At 47.7% G+C, this 19728-nt stretch carries 18 protein-coding genes and 2 rRNA genes; 10 read left to right on the top strand and 10 right to left on the bottom strand.

Features of this window, described 5'->3' with window-relative positions:
- Positions 1–33 precede the first annotated feature (33 nt).
- From HMPREF0999_RS06950 to HMPREF0999_RS06930, 5 genes are all read left to right on the top strand, one after another.
- Positions 34–876, top strand: a complete 843-nt coding sequence (locus tag HMPREF0999_RS06950) for a radical SAM-associated putative lipoprotein (RefSeq protein WP_009275549.1) — start codon at positions 34–36, stop codon at positions 874–876.
- A gap of 3 nt (positions 877–879) precedes the next feature.
- Positions 880–1350, top strand: a complete 471-nt coding sequence (locus HMPREF0999_RS06945; protein WP_009017949.1) for a radical SAM-associated putative lipoprotein — start codon at positions 880–882, stop codon at positions 1348–1350.
- A 3-nt stretch (positions 1351–1353) separates the two neighbouring features.
- The gene (locus HMPREF0999_RS06940) at positions 1354–2430 is read left to right on the top strand and encodes a TIGR04133 family radical SAM/SPASM protein (RefSeq protein ID WP_009275548.1); all 1077 of its coding nucleotides are present in this window, start codon (positions 1354–1356) and stop codon (positions 2428–2430) included.
- Positions 2431–2480: 50 nt separating this feature from the next.
- The gene (locus HMPREF0999_RS06935) at positions 2481–4256 is read left to right on the top strand and encodes a glycoside hydrolase domain-containing protein (RefSeq protein ID WP_005853860.1); all 1776 of its coding nucleotides are present in this window, start codon (positions 2481–2483) and stop codon (positions 4254–4256) included.
- A gap of 185 nt (positions 4257–4441) precedes the next feature.
- Positions 4442–6793: a glycoside hydrolase family 3 C-terminal domain-containing protein gene (locus HMPREF0999_RS06930; RefSeq protein WP_009275547.1), complete on the top strand. Its 2352-nt coding sequence runs from the start codon at positions 4442–4444 to the stop codon at positions 6791–6793.
- Between the two features lie 59 nt (positions 6794–6852).
- Here the strand turns inward: HMPREF0999_RS06930 and HMPREF0999_RS06925 are convergent, their stop codons facing one another.
- Positions 6853–7446 carry a hypothetical protein gene (locus tag HMPREF0999_RS06925; protein WP_005867067.1) on the bottom strand — a complete coding sequence of 198 codons (594 nt, stop codon included), beginning with the start codon at positions 7444–7446 and terminating at the stop codon, positions 6853–6855.
- 184 nt (positions 7447–7630) lie between these two features.
- Between HMPREF0999_RS06925 and HMPREF0999_RS06920 the strand changes: the two genes are divergently transcribed.
- Positions 7631–7882 carry a DUF2442 domain-containing protein gene (locus tag HMPREF0999_RS06920; protein WP_009275546.1) on the top strand — a complete coding sequence of 84 codons (252 nt, stop codon included), beginning with the start codon at positions 7631–7633 and terminating at the stop codon, positions 7880–7882.
- Positions 7822–8130 (top strand): nucleotidyltransferase family protein, encoded by a 309-nt coding sequence (locus HMPREF0999_RS06915; protein WP_008779911.1) that lies wholly within the window; start codon positions 7822–7824, stop codon positions 8128–8130. The genes HMPREF0999_RS06920 and HMPREF0999_RS06915 overlap by 61 nt, the downstream gene beginning before the upstream one ends.
- Before the next feature lie 290 nt (positions 8131–8420).
- On the opposite strand, the gene HMPREF0999_RS06910 is transcribed toward HMPREF0999_RS06915, so the two are convergent.
- Entirely contained in the window at positions 8421–9728 is a 1308-nt protein-coding gene (locus HMPREF0999_RS06910) for a hypothetical protein (protein ID WP_226766827.1), read from the bottom strand.
- 498 nt (positions 9729–10226) lie between these two features.
- Here HMPREF0999_RS06910 and HMPREF0999_RS06905 point away from each other — a divergent pair, with 498 nt between their 5' ends.
- The 3 genes from HMPREF0999_RS06905 (at position 10227) to HMPREF0999_RS06895 (ending at position 11674) form a co-directional block, all read left to right on the top strand.
- Entirely contained in the window at positions 10227–11078 is an 852-nt protein-coding gene (locus HMPREF0999_RS06905) for a DUF6261 family protein (protein WP_008779909.1), read from the top strand.
- Between the two features lie 114 nt (positions 11079–11192).
- Complete coding sequence (locus HMPREF0999_RS06900; protein ID WP_008773800.1) at positions 11193–11402, top strand: hypothetical protein; 210 nt, start codon at positions 11193–11195, stop codon at positions 11400–11402.
- The gene (locus HMPREF0999_RS06895) at positions 11399–11674 is read left to right on the top strand and encodes a type II toxin-antitoxin system YafQ family toxin (protein WP_009275544.1); all 276 of its coding nucleotides are present in this window, start codon (positions 11399–11401) and stop codon (positions 11672–11674) included. Before HMPREF0999_RS06900 ends, HMPREF0999_RS06895 begins: the two co-directional genes overlap by 4 nt.
- A gap of 52 nt (positions 11675–11726) precedes the next feature.
- Here HMPREF0999_RS06895 and der read toward each other — a convergent pair whose 3' ends face one another.
- The 8 genes from der to HMPREF0999_RS06855 all read right to left on the bottom strand — a co-directional run.
- Positions 11727–13040, bottom strand: a complete 1314-nt coding sequence (der, locus tag HMPREF0999_RS06890; protein ID WP_005853839.1) for a ribosome biogenesis GTPase Der — start codon at positions 13038–13040, stop codon at positions 11727–11729.
- 24 nt (positions 13041–13064) lie between these two features.
- On the bottom strand, positions 13065–13955 hold the full coding sequence (gene era, locus HMPREF0999_RS06885; RefSeq protein ID WP_008773803.1) for a GTPase Era: 891 nt from the start codon (positions 13953–13955) through the stop codon (positions 13065–13067).
- Positions 13939–14943: a beta-ketoacyl-ACP synthase III gene (locus tag HMPREF0999_RS06880; RefSeq protein ID WP_008779906.1), complete on the bottom strand. Its 1005-nt coding sequence runs from the start codon at positions 14941–14943 to the stop codon at positions 13939–13941. Before HMPREF0999_RS06880 ends, era begins: the two co-directional genes overlap by 17 nt.
- 102 nt (positions 14944–15045) lie before the next feature.
- Positions 15046–15231, bottom strand: coding sequence for a 50S ribosomal protein L32 (rpmF, locus tag HMPREF0999_RS06875; protein WP_005634607.1), 186 nt, complete (start codon positions 15229–15231; stop codon positions 15046–15048).
- A gap of 12 nt (positions 15232–15243) precedes the next feature.
- Positions 15244–15834 carry a YceD family protein gene (locus tag HMPREF0999_RS06870; RefSeq protein ID WP_005867041.1) on the bottom strand — a complete coding sequence of 197 codons (591 nt, stop codon included), beginning with the start codon at positions 15832–15834 and terminating at the stop codon, positions 15244–15246.
- An 88-nt stretch (positions 15835–15922) separates the two neighbouring features.
- The gene (locus tag HMPREF0999_RS06865; RefSeq protein WP_005853831.1) at positions 15923–17080 is read right to left on the bottom strand and encodes a sensor histidine kinase; all 1158 of its coding nucleotides are present in this window, start codon (positions 17078–17080) and stop codon (positions 15923–15925) included.
- A gap of 258 nt (positions 17081–17338) precedes the next feature.
- Positions 17339–17449, bottom strand: a 5S ribosomal RNA gene (gene rrf / locus HMPREF0999_RS06860).
- An 82-nt stretch (positions 17450–17531) separates the two neighbouring features.
- Positions 17532–19728, bottom strand: a 23S ribosomal RNA gene (locus HMPREF0999_RS06855); the annotation flags it as partial.

The following is a 19728-nucleotide window of genomic DNA, read 5'->3' as shown; positions in this document are numbered from 1 at the left end:
TAAATAGAATCGTAAATAAAAATAATTTACACCATGAAAAGGATGCACTTGCAATTGTTGAAAAAAGCCAACTGCGTATTGGCGAGTTTATTAATGCTTTTAGGTTTCTCCTGCACTGACGACGAGGGAGAAGGTCCCATAATTTGTGAATATGGCACTCCTTACGCCAATTTTCAGATAAAAGGAAAAGTCGTGGATACAAACGATCATCCGATACCTAACGCCCAAATACGTATCAATCGAAATGACGCAAGAATTTATCCTTACGGATGGCTGCATACCGATACCGTAAGGACCGACGCTAACGGAGAGTTTGATTGGAAGAAAACTGATTTTCCAATCCTAAAATACCGATTCATCACGGAAGACATAGATGAAGAAATGAACGGAGGACAATTCGCATCCGATACGACTCAAGTAATCTTCGACAGCGAGGAACTTACTGGAGGCGATAGATGGTACGAAGGTAGCGCCTCAAAGGAAATCAAGATCACACTTAAGGAATATGTAGATACACATACGGAACCTTACGCATTATACACGATCTACGGAAAAGTAACTGATGATCAAGGTTATCCGCTGGCCGGAGTCGCAATCTTAACCTCACCGGCATATACCCCTACTCAAGAGGACGACCTTTCCAGCTTTCCGGCTATCACGGATGAGACCGGACGATATCAATTCACCTACGATAAGGCTACGACAATCGAACATACCATCTACACAAAATTATCTTCGTATTGGAATGACCCAAACGCTTGCAAAACTGATTCTATTATCGTAAATTTCGCCGAAATTGAATTATCACAAGGGAAAGGGATGTTAATGGGTAAAGGATCAAAAGAAATTAACTTCCAACTAACACGCAAAAACTAGAAAATGGGAACAGTGTATCATTCCATATTAAAAGGTTTTAACTGGATTTTAGCGGGGCTTCTTTCTCTACTAGGCTTCAGCGTTACTTCCTGTGGCGCTACAGATGAGTATGGTAGCCCTTACGCAGAATACGAGTTGAAAGGAAAAGTTACAAATATGAACGGAGATCCCATCCAAGGAATAGAGCTCAACTATGGAGGCATATATAATAACGTATTATTTTCCTCATATATAAGCGAGATGTATAAATCGCCCCAAACCCAAAAAGACGGAAGTTACGATATAAAATTCGAGGATTCCCCAATGGGCATCGTACGCATTATCGCTAAAGATATTGACGGGCCTGAAAACGGATCATTCGAGACGGATTCGATAGATGTCAAGATCGAAGGATTTGAGGGAGGTAAATCTTGGTTCCATGGGAAAGCGGAGGTTAACATCCCCGACATCAAACTTAAAGAGAAAAAAGAATAAAATATGGACAAACGCCCAAACATCAAAAAACGTATCGCCCTAGAGCTTTTTCGAAGTATCAAGAAGAACAGGGCTAAATTACATGAATTGCGTACACTCTTTTGGGAGTGTACGCTTCGTTGTAATGTATCCTGCCGTCATTGCGGGAGCGATTGCCATGTCTCGGCCTCTGTCCCGGATATGCCTGTCGAGGACTTCCTGAAAGTCATAGACGATATCACGCCTTATGTCGAGCCGAACAAAGTACTCGTCATCTTTACCGGAGGCGAGGCGTTGATTCGTAAGGATATCGAGAAATGCGGGCTGGAACTGTATCGCAGGGGATATCCTTGGGGGATCGTCTCCAATGGTTATCTGATGACCCGGGAACGGCTCGACTCGCTCTTGGCTTCCGGATTGCACTCGGCAACTATCAGCTTGGATGGTTTCGAGGAAGCGCATAACTGGCTTCGCCGTAATCTTAAAAGTTTCGAGAAGGCACTGAATGCCATCTGTATGTTGGCCGAGGAAAAGGAGATCATCTGGGATGTGGTGACTTGCGTAAACCAACACAACTTCAAGGATTTGATGCTCTTCAAGGATTTTTTGATCGAGATGGGCGTAAAACGGTGGCGTATCTTTACGATCTTCCCAGTTGGACGTGCCGCGACTGAGACCGATTTGCAACTGACGAACGAACAGTTCACATGGGTCATGAACTTCATCCGCTTCTGCCGGAAAGAGGGTAAGATACACGTTAGCTACGGCTGTGAGGGCTTCCTCGGGAATTATGAGGCAGAGGTGAGAGACTCGATTTTCCAATGCAACGCCGGTATCAATACGGCCTCTGTCCTCGCTGATGGCGCTATCTCCGGTTGTCCCAGTATACGGGCGAACTTCCACCAAGGGAACATCTATAAAGACGATTTCATTGATATCTGGAATAATGAGTTTAAACCGTATCGTAACCGCCAGTGGGCTAAAAAAGGGGAATGCGCGGATTGTAAGATGTTCCGTTATTGCGAGGGCAACGGCATGCACTTATACGATGATGAGGGGAATCTGCTCGTATGCCACTACAAGAGGTTAGTTGACAAGTGACAATTAATTCCTATCTTTGCCCTAGTTAATATTCTAAAATAAGCAATCGTATGAAAAACACTTTCATCCTTTGTGCCTTTCTGGCACTAAGTTCTTTTACCGTAGCCCAGCAATCCGAGAAATACCCGCTAGGCGACTATACGGAATTGACCGACACGAAACCGCATGACAGCGACGAGATCTGGGACAAGTTATCGGCCCCAACCCAATTAAGCTGGGGTACGACCGATATACGATATCCGAAACTCAGTATTCCCGATGTCAAGAAAAGCAATCGCTGGCAGACGAAAGCATGGAAAGGGGAACGGGTAAACGCGCAAGCCGTGTTATGGACCAAGGTGGGACTCGAGGATGCCTCTATCACCGTGAGCGACTTGAAGAGCGGTTCTTCCATCATCCCATCCTCCGCGATCACGACGAACTTTGTCCGTTACGTCATGACCGATGAGTTGAATAAAGACCGTAAAGGCGGTTGCGGCCACCGAGAGAATAAGGCGGAATGGGATTCCTCCGTCGTAGCCGATGTATTGGATATCGTAAAGATCCGTGATATCAAGGCACGCACCACCCAGCCGATCTGGATGAATATCTGGGTACCTCAATCCGCGAAAGCCGGTAAATATAAAGGGACATTGACCGTCACGGGAAAAAATACCTCCCCCATGGAATTACAAATAGAAGTGGACGTATTGAACCGCACACTTCCCGCCCCGAAGGACTGGGCTTTCCATCTGGACTTATGGCAGAACCCGTATTCCGTGGCCCGTTACTACCAAGTTCCTCTTTGGAGCAAAGAACATTTCGACGCTATGCGCCCGATCATGAAAATGCTGGCGAACGCCGGACAGCGCGCTATCACCACCAGTATCATGCATAAACCTTGGGCCGGACAAACCGAGGATCATTTCGACAGCATGATCACCCGGATCAAGAAGATAGACGGCACTTGGGCATATGATTACGCCGTCTTCGACAAATGGGTGGAATTCATGATGAACGAGATCGGTATCAATGATATGATCAGTTGCTACACCATGATCCCTTGGGCTTTATCTTTCGATTATTACGACGAGGCGACAAATCGTGTACAATTCCTCAACACTAAACCGGGTGACGCCGCTTACGCAGACTATTGGGGTACTTTCCTAAAAGATTTCTCCCGCCACCTTCGCGAGAAAGGCTGGTTCGAGAAAACCGCTATCTCTATGGACGAGCGTCCGATGGAAGCGATGCGTGAGGCGATCAAGGTTATCAAGCAAGCCGATCCGGAGTTCAAGATCACGCTGGCCGGAAATTATCATCCGGAAATTCAATCGGACTTATACTATTTAAGTATTCCCTATGGACATAAATTCCCAGAAGACGTAAAGGCTGCCCGTGATAAAGCGGGACAGATCAGTACCGTTTATACCTGTTGCGCAGAAGCGTTCCCGAATACCTTTACCTTCTCCGATCCGGCGGAAGCGGCGTGGACGGTCTTGCACGCCGTAGCCGGTGGTTACGACGGTTATCTACGTTGGGCAGTTAATAGCTGGACCGCCGATCCTCTGCGTGACTCGCGTTTCCGCACTTGGGCGGCAGGCGATACATACAGTATTTATCCCGGTCCACGCAGTAGCATTCGCTTCGAACGTTTGGTCGAGGGTATACAAGATTGCGAGAAGATCCGCATCCTCCGGGAAGAGCTGACAACGAAAGGAGCTAAAGGCAAACTCGAGAAGTTGAACAAGACGGTTGCCAAGATCACTCCGGAAGGTTTATCCGAGACACAAGAATCCGCTACGCAGATGGTTAATGAGATTCATAAACTTCTGAATACATTATAAATAGTACAGGACGCAGACTACGCAGAGCACGCAGTCTGCGTCCCCTAAATATATCATCAAGCCCCTACAATGTTTGATATTCATCAAAAAACGAAATCCTTACCTCCGATACCTTTCTTTTTCTTTGTCCGCCTCGATTCCTTCGCCTATTTTTGGGGCACTGAAAAACACAAAAACCATTCTATATGAACAAACTATTAATGGGCACATGCCTTACGATGGCCATGCAAGTAGGGCACTCCCAAACCTTGCCGCAATTGGGTAAAGATCCTATCGAGAAAATCGTAGCCGCCATGACTGCCGAAGAGAAAGTATCCCTGTTAGTCGGAACCGGAATGCCCGGGTTCGGCGGCCAATCAGCCGTAGTCGGCAGCACGCAAAATATAGTGCCGGGAGCCGCCGGAACGACCTTCCCGATCGAACGTCTGGGAATCCCCGCTATCGTAGTGGCCGACGGTCCCGCCGGATTACGTATCTCCCCGACTCGCGAGGGGAACGAGGCGACCTATTATTGCACGGCATTCCCGGTCGCTACCTTGCTAGCCTCCACATGGAACACCGCATTGGTCAAAAACGTAGGCAACGCCATGGGCGACGAGGTGAAAGAATACGGTTGCGACGTACTCTTGGCCCCTGCGCTGAATATCCACCGAAGCCCTCTCTGCGGACGTAACTTCGAGTATTATTCCGAAGATCCCTACTTGACGGGCCGGATAGCGACAGCGATGGTAAACGGTATCCAAAGCAATGGCGTGGGAACCTCCATCAAGCATTTTGCCGTCAATAATCAAGAGACCAACCGGACGGGAACGGATGCCCGCCTCACCCCTCGTGCCTTGCGGGAGATTTACCTAAGAGGTTTCGAGATGGTCGTAAAAGAGGCAAGCCCGTGGACGGTCATGTCTTCCTACAATAAGATAAATGGTGAGTATGCCTCCGAAAGCCGTGATTTGCTAACGACCATCCTCCGTGACGAATGGGGTTTTAGCGGCCTTGTCATGACCGACTGGTTTGGCGGCAAGAACGCCCCCGCCCAGATCCACGCCGGAAACGATCTGCTGATGCCCGGCCGGCCAGACCAGAAAGAGGCCCTCCTAAAAGCGCTTGAGGACGGTTCTCTCTCTATCGACGACGTGGATACGGACGTAACCCGTGTATTACGACTGATTCTTCAAGCCCCCCGCTTTGCCCAATACGCCCATTCCGACAAACCGGACCTGAAAGCTCACGCCGAGGTAACCCGTGCGTCCGCTTCCGAAGGTATGGTTTTATTAAAGAATACGAATAATGCCTTGCCGCTGGCCCCGGGTATCAAGAAGATAGCGGCTTACGGTACCACCTCGTACGATTTTATCGCCGGAGGCACCGGCAGCGGCGACGTGAACAAGGCTTATACCGTATCCCTCGTGGAAGGTCTGGAGAACGCCGGTTATACCATGGACGCCGAAGTGAAAGCCTTATACGAGAAATACAGTACCGAGGAAAAGGCGAAACAGCCGAAAGACACGAGTCCCGCCGCCGCTTTCTTCAACCACCCTCGTATCCCGGAGTTCGTACCGGATGCCGCAGGGCTGGCCGCTAAGGCGAAAGAGGCGGATATCGCCTTCGTTACGATAGGCCGTAGCTCGGGAGAGTTCCAAGACCGGAAGATCGAGGGAGATTTCAACCTGACGGAGAATGAGCGAGCGTTGATCCAATCGGTTTCCGACGCTTTCCATAAGGAAGGGAAGAAGGTGGTCGTAATCTTGAATATCGGAGGCGTGATCGAGACCGCCAGCTGGAAATCGGAACCGGACGCCATCCTATTGGCTTGGCAAGCCGGGCAGGAAGGGGGTAACACGGTAGCCGATATCCTGTCCGGAAAGGTGAATCCTTCCGGTAAGCTCCCGATGACTTTCCCCGTGAGCATCGCCGACGTAGCCTCCACGAAGAATTTCCCGGACGCTTCGGATATCGACCTGAAAGAAATGTTAGCCGGTTTCATGGGAGGAGGCCCGGAGCATACGGATCGTAAGAATATTGACTATACCAACTACGAGGAGGGTATCTACGTGGGCTACCGTTACTTCGATACGTTCGGCGTGCCCGTCTCCTATCCGTTTGGCTACGGACAGTCGTATACAACTTTCAATTATTCGAGCTTGAAAGTGTTCATGGGCGATACGGACTACAGCATCAGTTGCACGATCACGAACAATGGCCCGGTAGCCGGGAAGGAAGTGGTCCAGCTATATATCTCCGCCCCCGGCAAGAGCATGGATAAGCCGGCGAAAGAGTTGAGAGGTTTCGTCAAGACCCAACTCCTCCAGCCGGGGGAGAGCCGTGAGATCATCTTCAAGGTGAAAGATACGGATCTGGCCTCCTTCGACGAGAGCGCCAGTCATTGGGTCGTAGAGTCCGGTAAATATGAGGCGCAGATTGGCTCCTCCGCCGACGACATCCGCCTAAGGGATTCCTTCAACGTGAAGGGGCGGGTAACGGAGAAGGTTCATGCGGTACTGTTGCCCGGCGAGAGGATCGATCTTCTGAAAAGATAAGCCCGGAGGTATCTACCTAGTTATCGGGAGGGCGGGGTATCAACCTCGCCCTCTACTTATTAATCACCCGGCTGTTCCGGCTCTAAGAAAGTAAGGTAGGTCTCCACACGCCCCTCCAGCTTCGCCTCCATGGTCCCTTGCTCCGACACGAAGAGATATTTGTCCTTTTTCTCTTCCTCGGTCCATGTATCGGGAGTGTAGGGAGCGATCTTCCGGTCGCCGGCAGTCCTCATGAAATAGATAGCGGGCAGAAGGCCGTTCAGTTGGATCTGGTTCGGGTCGATATAGCGTTCCTCGTATTGTCGCGAGAAACGCGAGCTCACCCTCTCCAGCCGAAAGCGGTCGAGATTATTCATAAACAGGTAATCCGTGCCTTCATCTCCCGGCAGGGAGGTGTAGATCATAGATGAGACTTTCACGGCACCGGCCGGTGTCGTGTACAAATAATAGAAATATACAGTCCATGTATTCTTGGAGCGGGTTTGAAGGGTATGTGTCTCCTGCAAGGAATGCAAGGCCCAAAATCCCGGGGGCGTGCATCTCACCCTTTGTACGAATTTATCCTTCGCGATTTCCACTCTTCCCCGGATCTCCAGAAAGTCCTTATAGGCCACTGCCTCTATTTCCTCGTTTGTCATTGATGGCGTAAACATGATTATTTTTAATTTTTAAGGTAAAGAGACATAAAGGTACGATTATAAATGGGGATTCCAAGGGTTTCAAGGAAATGTGGATGAAAGAAAGACAAAAAAGAGAGGCGAACTCGTACCCTTATCTTTTTTATTCCATATATTCGTGATGAAAATCCCCTAAGACCCATTTAAAAGAGAAAAAGTTATGACTGAAGATATAGATTTAATACGCGTCACTGGCGTGGAATATGTAAAGGGCTATACCATGCGATTGGAATTTAGCAACGGTAAGGTGAAATTAGTGAACTTCCTCCCTTTACTGAAAGGGAAACTTTTCGAGCCATTGAAAGACCTCCGGAATTTCGTCCAGTTCGGGCTCACACACTGGGCGCTCGAATGGTACAATGGGGCAGATTTCGCTCCGGATTACTTGTACAGGAATGGGGTGGAGGCTTAAGACAAGGCCGGCGGTTCGCTTCAGGTTTCGTCCTCACGAACCGCTTCACGGAGAAGAGCGATATTGATCTTGTGGTGGATTTCGACAAAGAGGTGGAACAGGTGAATTACGTGAATAATTTCTTCGATCTGCGCAACGCCTTATCTGCCATCTTCCACCGGGAGATCGACTTGCTAGAGGACAAGTCGATCCGGAACCCGATCCTAAGAAAGAATATTGATAATACAAAATTGCTGATCTATGGATGAATATATCGAGAAACATCTTTATGATGTGCTACTTTCTATCGAAGAGACTGAGAGTTACTTTGAGGGTAGGCCAAAATAGGATACTAAAGATCGATCCCGATTTTCTTTGGACGCTTATCATAAACCATATCCCGGTGCTGAAGGGGGGCATGATAGGGATATTGGAAAAATAAAATATATGGAACTATAAAACCTTCTCCATTTCATACAATAAGATTTGACGGAGAAGGTTTTATGGTCATATAGATATTTTCACTAATCCGTTAAAAGGATCTTATCACAGATAATGATTATAAATAGATAATCTCACCCGTATCCGTATTCAACTTAAAATTCGAGATCTTTTCTTGTCCTTCAAATGATATCACAGACACTTCCATCGTCCAAATATTTTTATCTTTTCCCAATACCTTAGCAACAAATTTACTATTCACAGCACATTCTCCCAGCGCATCCACATTCACGCTCCAAAGAGAATTCTTTGATTCCAAATCATATTTGTCGATAGTAACCACCGTATAATCAGCCCACATCCTTGCATGCATCAACCTTATTATATGAGTATAAGAACTAGGTTCTTTACAAAATACACTCAACATCCTATCATCTCCTAGATCATTATCTTCAAATTCTATCAGCCTCTTACCTTCCGGAGAGAAGACTACTTTGTTACCCATTAGAACACTTCCATCATACCAATTCCTTATATCTAAATAATATGTTCCAACAAAGACCGGAAACATTTTCCCTCCATTACAAAAAAACATATCATGAATATAACCACCACTTTCAGAATCTTTGATCGTAGGATAAAATACATACCCCCATTCTGTTTTCAACAAACCGCTCGAATAACCGAAAGACAAGGCCTTCACAAAATATTCCTCGTATTCGCCATATCCTTTATTGATCTTTATATTTCTATCATAAACATTCTCGCCCGTATATTCTTCTCGCAATTCACCATTTTCGTATATACCAAACCACACTTTATCATTCTTAAAACCTGATAAATACTCATTATCAGATTCAGGATCATCCTGAAAAGCCACAGAATTTATGACCTCAACTCCTTCTGATGAATATAATAGGTTACCATAAAAATGAGGATGATAAACCAATATATTCTCTCCAAACTCTCTAACTGAAAAAAAGTTCTCACTTCCCCAACTGGCTTCTCGTTCTTTAAGAGAGATAGCGCTTTCCTCTTTCAACAAAAAAGGTTTATATAACTCAGGAGCAATCTTCATGAAACATACATATTTATCTCCTACCTTAAATGGATTACCAAGAAATGAACTGGTGTAGTCTGATTCCTCACTTGAGGAGGCCTTCCATTCCGTAATTTGTTCTTTCGTATTGTCATTGAACATACCAAACCACACCTTTTGACCTTTAATCGCATAAATCCAAGCCGTATCATTAGATGAGTAAAACTCAAGCGTCGCCATATCGTAACCGACAGTATCCTTCACATGATAGCCGCCGAACTCACTATAATCATAAGGAACATCAGGTTCAGGAATAATTCCCTCTTTAGCATCTTCTCCACAGGCCATAAAAAATAATAAACCTAACAAATAAACCAATTTTCTCATATCTTTATCACATTCTTCCTCCCGTGCCTCCTCCGGTAGGCGGTTAACAAATAAAAGAAGCGTGGAGACCATTGTCTATCACTGTACTGAGGCTCTGGACTGCCCTTACCCAATAATAAGACAATGATCCCACGCCTTATGCAGGTATATAATCTATCCATGAATGGGTAGGTATATAACAGATAAAGCGCAGGAGCCATTTTCCTATTATCTTGGGTAATGAAATTGTCCAGATTCCAGTACAAGATAATATCGAAACGCTTCTACGTTATTTTTCCAATACGTCGCGAAGATCGTGTTTTTTTAAAACATTCGCAAAACAATCAGATTCTTAATGTCTCTTAGCCCTAAGAAATGCCCTCGAAGGGTGAAAAATGACTTCTTAGGGCTAAGATGATTATTCGCGCCATTCAATCCCCATTTTTTAGACCTAAGAAGCCCTTATTCAGCAAATATCCCTAACTTAGAGAAGTTTTTAAACTCTAAATCAAATTTACCATGAGTACTTACACAAAAATCAAGACACTTCCGCTCTCTCTTTTCAACAACGCCGAGTACCTCTCCTTCATGAACCACGTCCTCGACCTAGCCAACGGAAATAGCGGTGACGGCGATTCCGAGTCCCCCGACGAGATCTCCCTGCTGACCGGCAACGACGGCATCCCCGAGCTGGGCCTCACCAAAGAATTCCTCGAGACCTACGAGGCAGACCTCCTCGCCATGGCCGACGTGGTGGACGAGAGCCGCACCTCGCAGGAGACCGAGCAAATGACCTTGCACGATACCAACCGCGACAACCTCGCTATCTATATCATCACCCGCATCTCACGGGCCGGTACCCTCCCGTTGGAGGCCGAGCGTGACGCGGGCAAGTATCTATACAAGGTCATCAAGCCCTATAACGGGGTCGCCCGCCTCCCCATGGCGCAGGAGACCGCCAAGATAAAGGGCCTCTTGCTGGATTTGCGCAAGGACGAGAACAAGCCGTACGTCACCACGCTCGGCCTCGACGCTTACCTCGCCGAACTGGAGAAAGAGAATAACGCCTACGACCGCCTGTCGCAGCAACGCGTCCAAAACCGGACCACCTCCAAAAAGGAAAGCGGCGCCAACCTGCGCAAGCGGATCGACATGTATTATGACGATCTCACCCTGCTGGCCCAGTCCCATAGCATAGCGAAGCCGTCCGAGAAAGCGACCGCCTTCATCGCCGCCCTCAACCAGCTGATCGCCGAGACCACCGCCGCCTACAACCAGCGCATGGCCGCCTCCAAGAAACCGGCGCCCGCTCCCGAGCCTACACCCGAGCCTACGCCCGGCGGAGACTCCGAGAGCCCGGACGAGATCTAACCGTCACGTCCCTCCCTCCCGACGCGGAAGCGGGAAATAAAAAGAGAAGGAAAACAATTCCCCTTCTCTTTTTATTCCGTATATTCGCGAAGGAAATTCCTAAAACAGAGCGATATGGAGACAACGACATCATTAAAGACATTCGAGGTAACCATCCCCGAGAAATACGCCGACATCTTGAAGAAATTCATCACTTCGCTGGAAGGCAAGGTGAAGGCACAGAAGAAATCCGGATTGGACGAGGCCTTGGAGGACGTGAAGGCAGGAAGGATACACAAATACGAGAACTTTGAGGCATTCAAGCAAAAAATGCTAGAGCTATGACTTATACCGTACATACCACTTCCAAATTCGAACGTGACATCAAGCGGTGCAAGAAGCGGCACTTGGATATAAACCTCTTATTAGAGACTGTAGAAATCCTCAAAAATACCGGTTCCCTTCCCTCCCAATACCACCCGCATAAGCTATCCGGGAAATACGCAGGATTGTGGGAATGCCATATCCAAGGAGACTGGCTGCTGATATGGAGCCAAGATGACACGGAGCTAATCTTGCTTTTCACCGATATCGGAACGCATTCCGACCTATTCTAAATAGAAAAAGCCGCCTCCCCGTTACAGGAAGCGGCTTTTTTGTATCTAGTATTTACTTTTCCCGGATAAATATATTAATCGGCGTACCGGTAAAATCCCAGTTCTCGCGGATCTTGTTCTCAAGGAAACGTTTGTACGGGTCCTTGATCCATTGCGGCAAGTTACAGAAGAACACGAAAGAAGGCACGCTGCCCGCCGGGAGCTGGGTGATATATTTGATCTTGATATACTTACCCTTCCATGCTGGGGGAGGATAATTCTCGATGATCGGAAGCATCACCTCGTTCAGCTTGGCCGTAGGGACACGCTTGGAGCGATTCTCGTAAACCTCCTTGGCGGTCTCCAGCACCTTCAGGATACGTTGTTTCGTCAGAGCGGAGATAAACAAGATCGGGAAGTCGGTAAACGGAGCCAGACGCTCGCGGATAGCGGTCGTATACGAGTCGATCACCTTCTGGCTCTTATCTTCGATCAAGTCCCACTTATTCACACAAACCACCAATCCCTTCTTATTCTTCTGCACCAGCGAGAAGATATTCATATCCTGGCTCTCAATGCCCCTCGTAGCGTCCAACATCAGCACGCAAACATCCGAGTTCTCGATCGCGCGGATCGAACGGATCACCGAGTAATACTCCAAGTCCTCATTCACCTTCCCCTTCTTACGGATACCCGCCGTATCCACCAAATAGAAGTTCAAGCCGAATTTATTATATTTCGTGTAGATGGAATCACGGGTCGTGCCCGCGATATCGGTAACGATATGCCGATCCTCGCCAATAAAAGCATTGATAAGAGAAGATTTTCCCGCGTTCGGGCGTCCTATAATCGCGATACGGGGCAACTCCTCCTCCAGTATCTCCACCTTCTCCTCGGGCAACGTCGCCACGATCTTATCCAGCAAATCCCCGGTATAAGAACCATTGATGGCCGAGATGCAGAAAGGATCTCCCAAGCCAAACGAGTAAAACTCCGCCGAGGCCGGATGCAGATCATAATTATCCGCCTTGTTCGCCACCACGATCACCGGCCGCTTGCAACGGCGCAAGATCTGCGCCACCTCCATGTCCAGATCCGTGATGCCGTTCAATACATCGACGACGAACAAGATCACGTCCGCCTCCTCGATGGCCACTTTTACCTGCTTGTTGATCTCCTCCTCGAAAACATCCTCCGAGTTAACCACCCATCCGCCTGTGTCAATCAGCGAAAACTCCTTGCCGGTCCACTCCACCTTGCCGTACTGACGGTCGCGGGTAGTACCAGCCTCCTCGTTCACGATCGCCTGACGGGTACCCGTCAACCGGTTGAAAAGGGTTGACTTACCTACATTGGGTCTCCCCACTATCGCTACTATATTTCCCATAAATTCTCCTTTCGTATGCTATTATTAGTCCAGCTGATAACCGAAGTTCTTCAATATGTTGTCACGGTTACGCCAGTCTTTTTCCACTTTGACAAACATTTCCAAAAACACCTTCTTTCCGAAGAAACGTTCGATATCCTTCCGGGCCATAGCACCTACTTTCTTCAATGCTTGCCCTTGATGCCCGATGATAATCCCCTTCTGGGTATCACGCTCCACGATGATCAGCGCCTTGATATGGATCAGCTCATCATCTTCCTTGAACAACTCGACGACCACTTCTACTGCGTAAGGTATTTCCTTCTGATAATATAACAAGATTTTCTCACGAATGATCTCTGTCACGAAGAAACGGGCCGGTTTATCGGTCAAGGCGTCTTTCTCGAAATAAGGCGGGGAATCAGGCATCAACTCCTCCACCCGACGCTTCACGTAATCTATATTGAAATTCGAAAGCGCGGAGATCGGGATGATCTCGGCCTTCGGAAGCAATTCCTTCCACTGGGCCACGAGCTTCTCCAGCTCCGGCTGATTGGTCTGGTCGATCTTATTGATCAACAAGAGAACCGGACACTCTATGCTCTGTACCCGTGCTAGGAACTCGTTATTTTTATCAATCGTCTCGACGACATCCGTCACGTACAACAGCACGTCGGCGTCGCCTAAGGCGGATTGAGAGAAATTAAGCATGGATTCCTGCAACTTATAATTCGGCCGCAAGACTCCCGGCGTGTCAGAATACACGATTTGCATATCGTCGGTATTCACGATACCCATAATACGATGCCTTGTCGTTTGCGCCTTCGAGGTGATAATAGAGATCCGCTCCCCGACCAAACGATTCATCAACGTAGACTTACCTACGTTTGGGTTTCCAACGATATTGACAAAACCCGATTTATGCTTTTTTTCCATCATACCCCCATTTCAGATAAACCGCTCCCCACGTAAAGCCCGCTCCAAAAGCGGCAAGGATCAGGTTATCTCCTTTTTTCAATTGATTCTCCCATTCCCATAGACAAATAGGAATCGTACCGGCGCTTGTGTTGCCATATTTCTGGATATTGATCATCACCTTATCCATATCTACGCCCAAGCGTTTCGCCGTAGCGTCGATAATCCGCAGGTTCGCTTGGTGAGGAACGATCCACGCGATATCATCATGCGTCAAGCCATTCTTCTCCGCGATCTCAGCGGCCACGTCCGCCATATAAGAAACCGCGTACTTGAACACCACACGTCCATCTTGATAAACGAAATGCTCACGGTTGTCCACCGTCTCGTGAGAAGGAGGATAAGCCGAGCCGCCCGATTTCATGATCAGATGCGGATAGCCTACGCCGTCTGTCCGTAAAATAGTATCCAAGACACCGAACTCCTCGGTAGTTGGCTCCAGCAAGACCGCTCCGCAAGCATCCCCGAACAAAGGACAAGTAGAACGATCTTGATAATCTGTAATAGATGTCATCTTATCACCCGATACGACAACCACCTTCTTATAACGCCCCGAGCGAATATAATTAGCGCCCGTCTCCAAAGCATACAAGAAGCCTGCGCACGCACCTTGCATATCAAAAGTCATCGCATTCTTACAACCTGTATGATAAGCGATGATAGAAGAAGTTGTCGGGAAATGATGATCCGGGGTAGTCGTAGCGGTCAAGACAACCTCTACTTCTTCCGGATTCAGGTTCGTTTTCTCGAGCAATTGCTTCACGGCCCGTATACCCATGTAAGAGAGTCCTACGCCCTCCCCTTTCAATATCCTGCGCTCCTTAATACCCACACGAGTCATGATCCACTCATCCGTCGTATCGACCATCTTGGAAATATCCTCATTCGTCAATACATCTTCAGGAACGTATCCACCCACTCCTGTGATAACCGCATTTATCTTATCCATAACTTTAAAAATAAAAGGACTACTTATCCCAATTAAAAAAAAGCCCTAAAAAAACTTTTAGGGCTATTTCTTTTGTTCATCAAACCATATAAGTTGACAAACTTACACAGCAGCTTCTTTTTCAATCGCTAATTTACCTCTGTAATAACCGCACTCACCACATACTGTGTGATAGATGTGCCATGCGCCACAGTTCGGGCAAATTGCCATTGTTGGAGCTACAGCCTTGTCATGAGTTCTTCTCTTGGCTGTTCTTGTCTTACCTTGTCTTCTTTTAGGATGTGCCATTGTTTTATTTATTTAATTGTTATCATTCTCTAGCAAACCTTTCAGAGCATCCCAACGAGGATCGGCAGGACTAGCGTTTCCGTCATCTTCCAACGCCAAATCATCACCTCCCATGTCATCCTCAAAATCGTCTTCGGTCTCATCCGAACTTCTGGCGGTATGTTTCTTCAATTTAGACGACATTGCCTTATTACATTTACCCGGCGCATGTACATGCTTCATGGGAACCGCCAAAGCGATAAACTCATACAGGAACCACGCCAAATTAATAGCGCCCTCCTCTTCCGGTATCACGACAACCTCATCACTTTCCTCGGCATATTCCTTGCCGAATTTTACCACCAGACGATTGTGGGTATCAATAGGAATTTCCATATCGTCCAAGCATCTATCGCATGGAACAACAACAACCCCTTCTATCTGAAAGTTCATCTCAAACATCATTGACGACCGTTTTACGGTAAGATGAACCTTCACTTTGCCCTTCTGGACCTCGGTTCCGTCAATGTCCACAAAAAACTTGTTCTCCAAAAGATACTCGAATTCGTGTACTCCCGGAGAGAGATTTTTCAAATCTACATTATATAATTTAAATTTCCCCAAAGCCTTTTAGTGTAAAAACCTTGCAAAGGTACGAAAAAACTAAATACAAAAACAATACCTTTATGCTTATTTTTTCCTATAATACGATTTAACCCTTATATTTCTTCAATTTTATACGAAAAGTCGTCCCTTTCCCCAGCTCCGAACTCTTCACGAAAATCTTTCCTCCTTGGAAGGACTCGATAATACGCTTTACCAAGGACAAGCCTAGTCCCCAGCCACGTTTCTTGGTCGTATACCCCGGATTGAAAACCGTCTTGAATTTTGATTTCGGGATACCTTTTCCGGTATCAGCCAAATCGATCAGCACGACCTTCTCTCTTTCCTCTACTTTTAGCGAAATCTCACCCTGCCCCTCCATAGCGTCCACCGCATTTTTCGTCAGGTTCTCGATTACCCAAGCGAACAGGGAATCATTCATTAAGACCAATATCGGCCGCTCCGGCAAATACGTATTAATTTTCACCTTCGAGGAAATACGGGTCTCCATATATCCCAAAGCCGCACGGATGGATTCCACGATATTTGTCGGAACCGGATCCGGATCTGAACCGATTTTAGAGAAACGCTCCGCTATCGTTTGTAAGCGTTTCACATCCTTATCCATCTCTGTCAATAGAGAAGGATCTATATCTTTCGTTCGCAAATATTCAACCCAAGCGATTAGCGAGGATATAGGCGTTCCTAATTGGTGAGCCGTCTCTTTCGATAACCCCACCCACACTTTATTCTGTTCTGCCTTCTTTGTACTAGCCAAGGCTAAAAAAGCGATTAATATAAAAACAAATACAACTGATAATTGCGCATAGGGATAAACAAGCAGTCGCTTTAAGATAATCGAATCATCGTAATATAAATATTGGTAAGTACCATCCTCCATGTCAATTACGATCGGAGGATTTTTGGTTCTCAGTTCCTTAACCTTATTCGTCATGAACTGCGCTACATTCTTTTCCGGAATCTCTATATTATTGTAAGAAACCACGCTATCCGTCTCGCTGCATAATATAACAGGAATAGAAGTATTCCCTTGGATGATTTTTAGGATAAGATTCATATTAAGGCTTGGATTCTCACTGGTCATGACCCGGGTTGCCTCACTCCAAACCTCGATCTTCTGACGCTCTTCTCGGGCCAGATCTTTAATCAAGAGATCCGAGACTACCACAGAAGCCATAGCGATCAATACAGCGGCAAAAATAAAGCCTAATTTCCATCTTTGACGAGAATCATATATGCTGCTCATAAATCAGAATCATTCGGTGAATTCTTAATATAACGGCAAGATACGAACTTTATTGTTCCCGATTCAGCAAACAATGAAATCTCACCCAATTGTAGAGACGTAGCGTGCAGCGTCTCATCCCTTCAAATGGTAACTTAGAATATCGTCAGACGATACGAGATGCGGCACGCTAGGTCTCTACGACGGCTGGTGTATATAACAGAAAAAGGAGTCACCCCTTACGGACTGACTCCTCTCCATCGGCTATCGCCTTCTTCAAGACGGCGGCTACCTACTCTTCCACTGTTACGCAGTACCATCGGCGTGACGAGGCTTAACTTCTCTGTTCGGAATGGGAAGAGGTGGATCCCTCGTGCTATAGCCACCTTAATTTCATTATCAAGATTTTGACCGGACATCAATCCGAAGAGACCAGCTTCGCCTTATCGCCTTAAAATATATCAACCTTCACGTGAGGAAAGTCCCGGGCTATTAGTACCACTCGGCTCGGACGTCGCCGCCCTTACACCTGTGGCCTATCAAGGTCATCGTCTATAACCACCCTTGAGGGAGATCTAATCTTGAGGCCGGCTTCGTACTTAGATGCTTTCAGCACTTATCCGATCCGTACTTAGATACCCGGCGGTGCCCCTGGCGGGACAACCGGTAAACCAGTGGTACGTCCGACACGGTCCTCTCGTACTAGTGTCAGAGCCTCGCAAATCTCCTGCGCCCACGATAGATAGAGACCGAACTGTCTCACGACGTTCTGAACCCAGCTCGCGTGCCACTTTAATGGGCGAACAGCCCAACCCTTGGGACCTTCTCCAGCCCCAGGATGTGACGAGCCGACATCGAGGTGCCAAACCATTCCGTCGATATGAGCTCTTGGGAATGATCAGCCTGTTATCCCCGGAGTACCTTTTATCCTTTGAGCGATGGCCCTTCCATGCGGAACCACCGGATCACTATGCTCTAGTTTCCTACCTGATCGACTTGTATGTCTCCCAGTCAAGCGCCCTTATGCCATTACACTCTGCGACCGGTTACCAATCGGTCTGAGGGCACCTTTAGAAGCCTCCGTTACGCTTTTGGAGGCGACCACCCCAGTCAAACTACCCACCATACAGTGTCCTCCCGTCCGGGAGTTAGAACTCAAACAACCGAAGGGCCGTATTTCAACGGCGGCTCCAAGGATACTGGCGTACCCCCTTCAAAGCCTCCGGCCTATCCTACACATCGTCTGCCCAAACTCAATGTAAAGCTATAGTAAAGGTTCACGGGGTCTTTTCGTCCCATCGCGGGTAATCGGCATCTTCACCGATACTACAATTTCACCGAGCTCACGGTTGAGACAGTGTCCAGATCATTACACCATTCGTGCAGGTCGGAACTTACCCGACAAGGAATTTCGCTACCTTAGGACCGTTATAGTTACGGCCGCCGTTTACCGGGGCTTCAATTCAACGCTTCTCCTCGCGGATGACATCTCCTCTTAACCTTCCGGCACCGGGCAGGTGTCAGGCTGTATACATCATGTTTCCATTTAGCACAGCCATGTGTTTTTGTTAAACAGTTGCCTGGACCTATTCTCTGCGCCTCGCCTTACGACGAGGACCCTTTATCCCGAAGTTACAGGGTCAATTTGCCTAGTTCCTTAACCGTGAATCACTCGAGCGCCTCAGTATTCTCAACCCGACCACGTGTGTCCGTTTACGGTACGGGTGCCGCATGGATAAGTTTAGCGGATTTTCTCGGGAGCATGGTTACGTCCATATTACGTCGCGCAAGCGCTCCGTATACTCTCAGGTTCGACTCTCCCCGCGGATTTGCCTACGGGAATCAATATCTACACCCTTCAACCGGCTATTCCGTCAGCCGGCAGGACTGTCACTTCTCCGTCTCCACGTCACTCCATGAGGCAGTATGGGAATATTAACCCATTCTTCCATCGGCGGCGCCGTTCGGCTTTGCCTTAGGTCCCGACTCACCCTGATCCGATTAGCGTTGATCAGGAAACCTTGGTCTTTCGGCGGGGGGGTTTCTCGCCCCCCTTATCGTTACTCATACCTACATTTGCTTTTCCATGCGCTCCAACAAGGGTCATCCCTCATCTTCGACGCGGCATGGAATGCTCCCCTACCATGTCTTGCGACATCCACGGCTTCGGCAGATCGTTTATGCCCGATTATTATCCACGCCAGATCGCTCGACTAGTGAGCTGTTACGCACTCTTTAAATGAATGGCTGCTTCCAAGCCAACATCCTAGCTGTCTCTGCGATCCGACCTCGTTAGTTCAACTTAACGATCATTTGGGGGCCTTAGCCGGTGGTCTGGATTCTTCTCCTCTCGGACACGGACCTTAGCACCCGCGCCCTCACTCCCTGTAAATATATATCGCGCATTCGGAGTTTATCTGGACTTGATAGGCGGTGAAGCCCTCGCATCCAATCAGTCGCTCTACCTCACGATATACTATAAAGAGGCTGCACCTAAATGCATTTCGGGGAGTACGAGCTATCTCCGAGTTTGATTAGCCTTTCACCCCTACCCTCAGCTCATTGGAAAGCTTTTCAACGCTTACCCATCCGGTCCTCCAGTTGGTGTTACCCAACCTTCAACCTGGCCAAGGGTAGATCACTCGGTTTCGCGTCTACCCCCCCCGACT

Source organism: Parabacteroides sp. D25, assembly GCF_000307475.1.
Taxonomy (GTDB): Bacteria; Bacteroidota; Bacteroidia; order Bacteroidales; family Tannerellaceae; genus Parabacteroides; species Parabacteroides distasonis.
Note: the sequence above shows the minus strand (reverse complement) of the source record. Positions and strands in the feature narration are given on the sequence as shown.

What these genes read in the sequence shown, in the direction of transcription:
- HMPREF0999_RS06925 (WP_005867067.1), bottom strand. Translation starts at nt 7,446, where the DNA reads ATGTTTACGCCATCAATGACAAACGAGGAAATAGAGGCAGTGGCCTAT.
- HMPREF0999_RS06945 (WP_009017949.1), top strand. Translation starts at nt 880, where the DNA reads ATGGGAACAGTGTATCATTCCATATTAAAAGGTTTTAACTGGATTTTA.
- HMPREF0999_RS06940 (WP_009275548.1), top strand. Translation starts at nt 1,354, where the DNA reads ATGGACAAACGCCCAAACATCAAAAAACGTATCGCCCTAGAGCTTTTT.
- era (WP_008773803.1), bottom strand. Translation starts at nt 13,955, where the DNA reads ATGGAAAAAAAGCATAAATCGGGTTTTGTCAATATCGTTGGAAACCCA.
- HMPREF0999_RS06900 (WP_008773800.1), top strand. Translation starts at nt 11,193, where the DNA reads ATGGAGACAACGACATCATTAAAGACATTCGAGGTAACCATCCCCGAG.
- HMPREF0999_RS06880 (WP_008779906.1), bottom strand. Translation starts at nt 14,943, where the DNA reads ATGGATAAGATAAATGCGGTTATCACAGGAGTGGGTGGATACGTTCCT.
- HMPREF0999_RS06865 (WP_005853831.1), bottom strand. Translation starts at nt 17,080, where the DNA reads ATGAGCAGCATATATGATTCTCGTCAAAGATGGAAATTAGGCTTTATT.
- HMPREF0999_RS06910 (WP_226766827.1), bottom strand. Translation starts at nt 9,728, where the DNA reads ATGAGAAAATTGGTTTATTTGTTAGGTTTATTATTTTTTATGGCCTGT.
- HMPREF0999_RS06930 (WP_009275547.1), top strand. Translation starts at nt 4,442, where the DNA reads ATGAACAAACTATTAATGGGCACATGCCTTACGATGGCCATGCAAGTA.
- rpmF (WP_005634607.1), bottom strand. Translation starts at nt 15,231, where the DNA reads ATGGCACATCCTAAAAGAAGACAAGGTAAGACAAGAACAGCCAAGAGA.
- der (WP_005853839.1), bottom strand. Translation starts at nt 13,040, where the DNA reads ATGGGAAATATAGTAGCGATAGTGGGGAGACCCAATGTAGGTAAGTCA.
- HMPREF0999_RS06905 (WP_008779909.1), top strand. Translation starts at nt 10,227, where the DNA reads ATGAGTACTTACACAAAAATCAAGACACTTCCGCTCTCTCTTTTCAAC.
- HMPREF0999_RS06950 (WP_009275549.1), top strand. Translation starts at nt 34, where the DNA reads ATGAAAAGGATGCACTTGCAATTGTTGAAAAAAGCCAACTGCGTATTG.
- HMPREF0999_RS06915 (WP_008779911.1), top strand. Translation starts at nt 7,822, where the DNA reads ATGGTACAATGGGGCAGATTTCGCTCCGGATTACTTGTACAGGAATGG.
- HMPREF0999_RS06935 (WP_005853860.1), top strand. Translation starts at nt 2,481, where the DNA reads ATGAAAAACACTTTCATCCTTTGTGCCTTTCTGGCACTAAGTTCTTTT.
- HMPREF0999_RS06920 (WP_009275546.1), top strand. Translation starts at nt 7,631, where the DNA reads ATGACTGAAGATATAGATTTAATACGCGTCACTGGCGTGGAATATGTA.
- HMPREF0999_RS06895 (WP_009275544.1), top strand. Translation starts at nt 11,399, where the DNA reads ATGACTTATACCGTACATACCACTTCCAAATTCGAACGTGACATCAAG.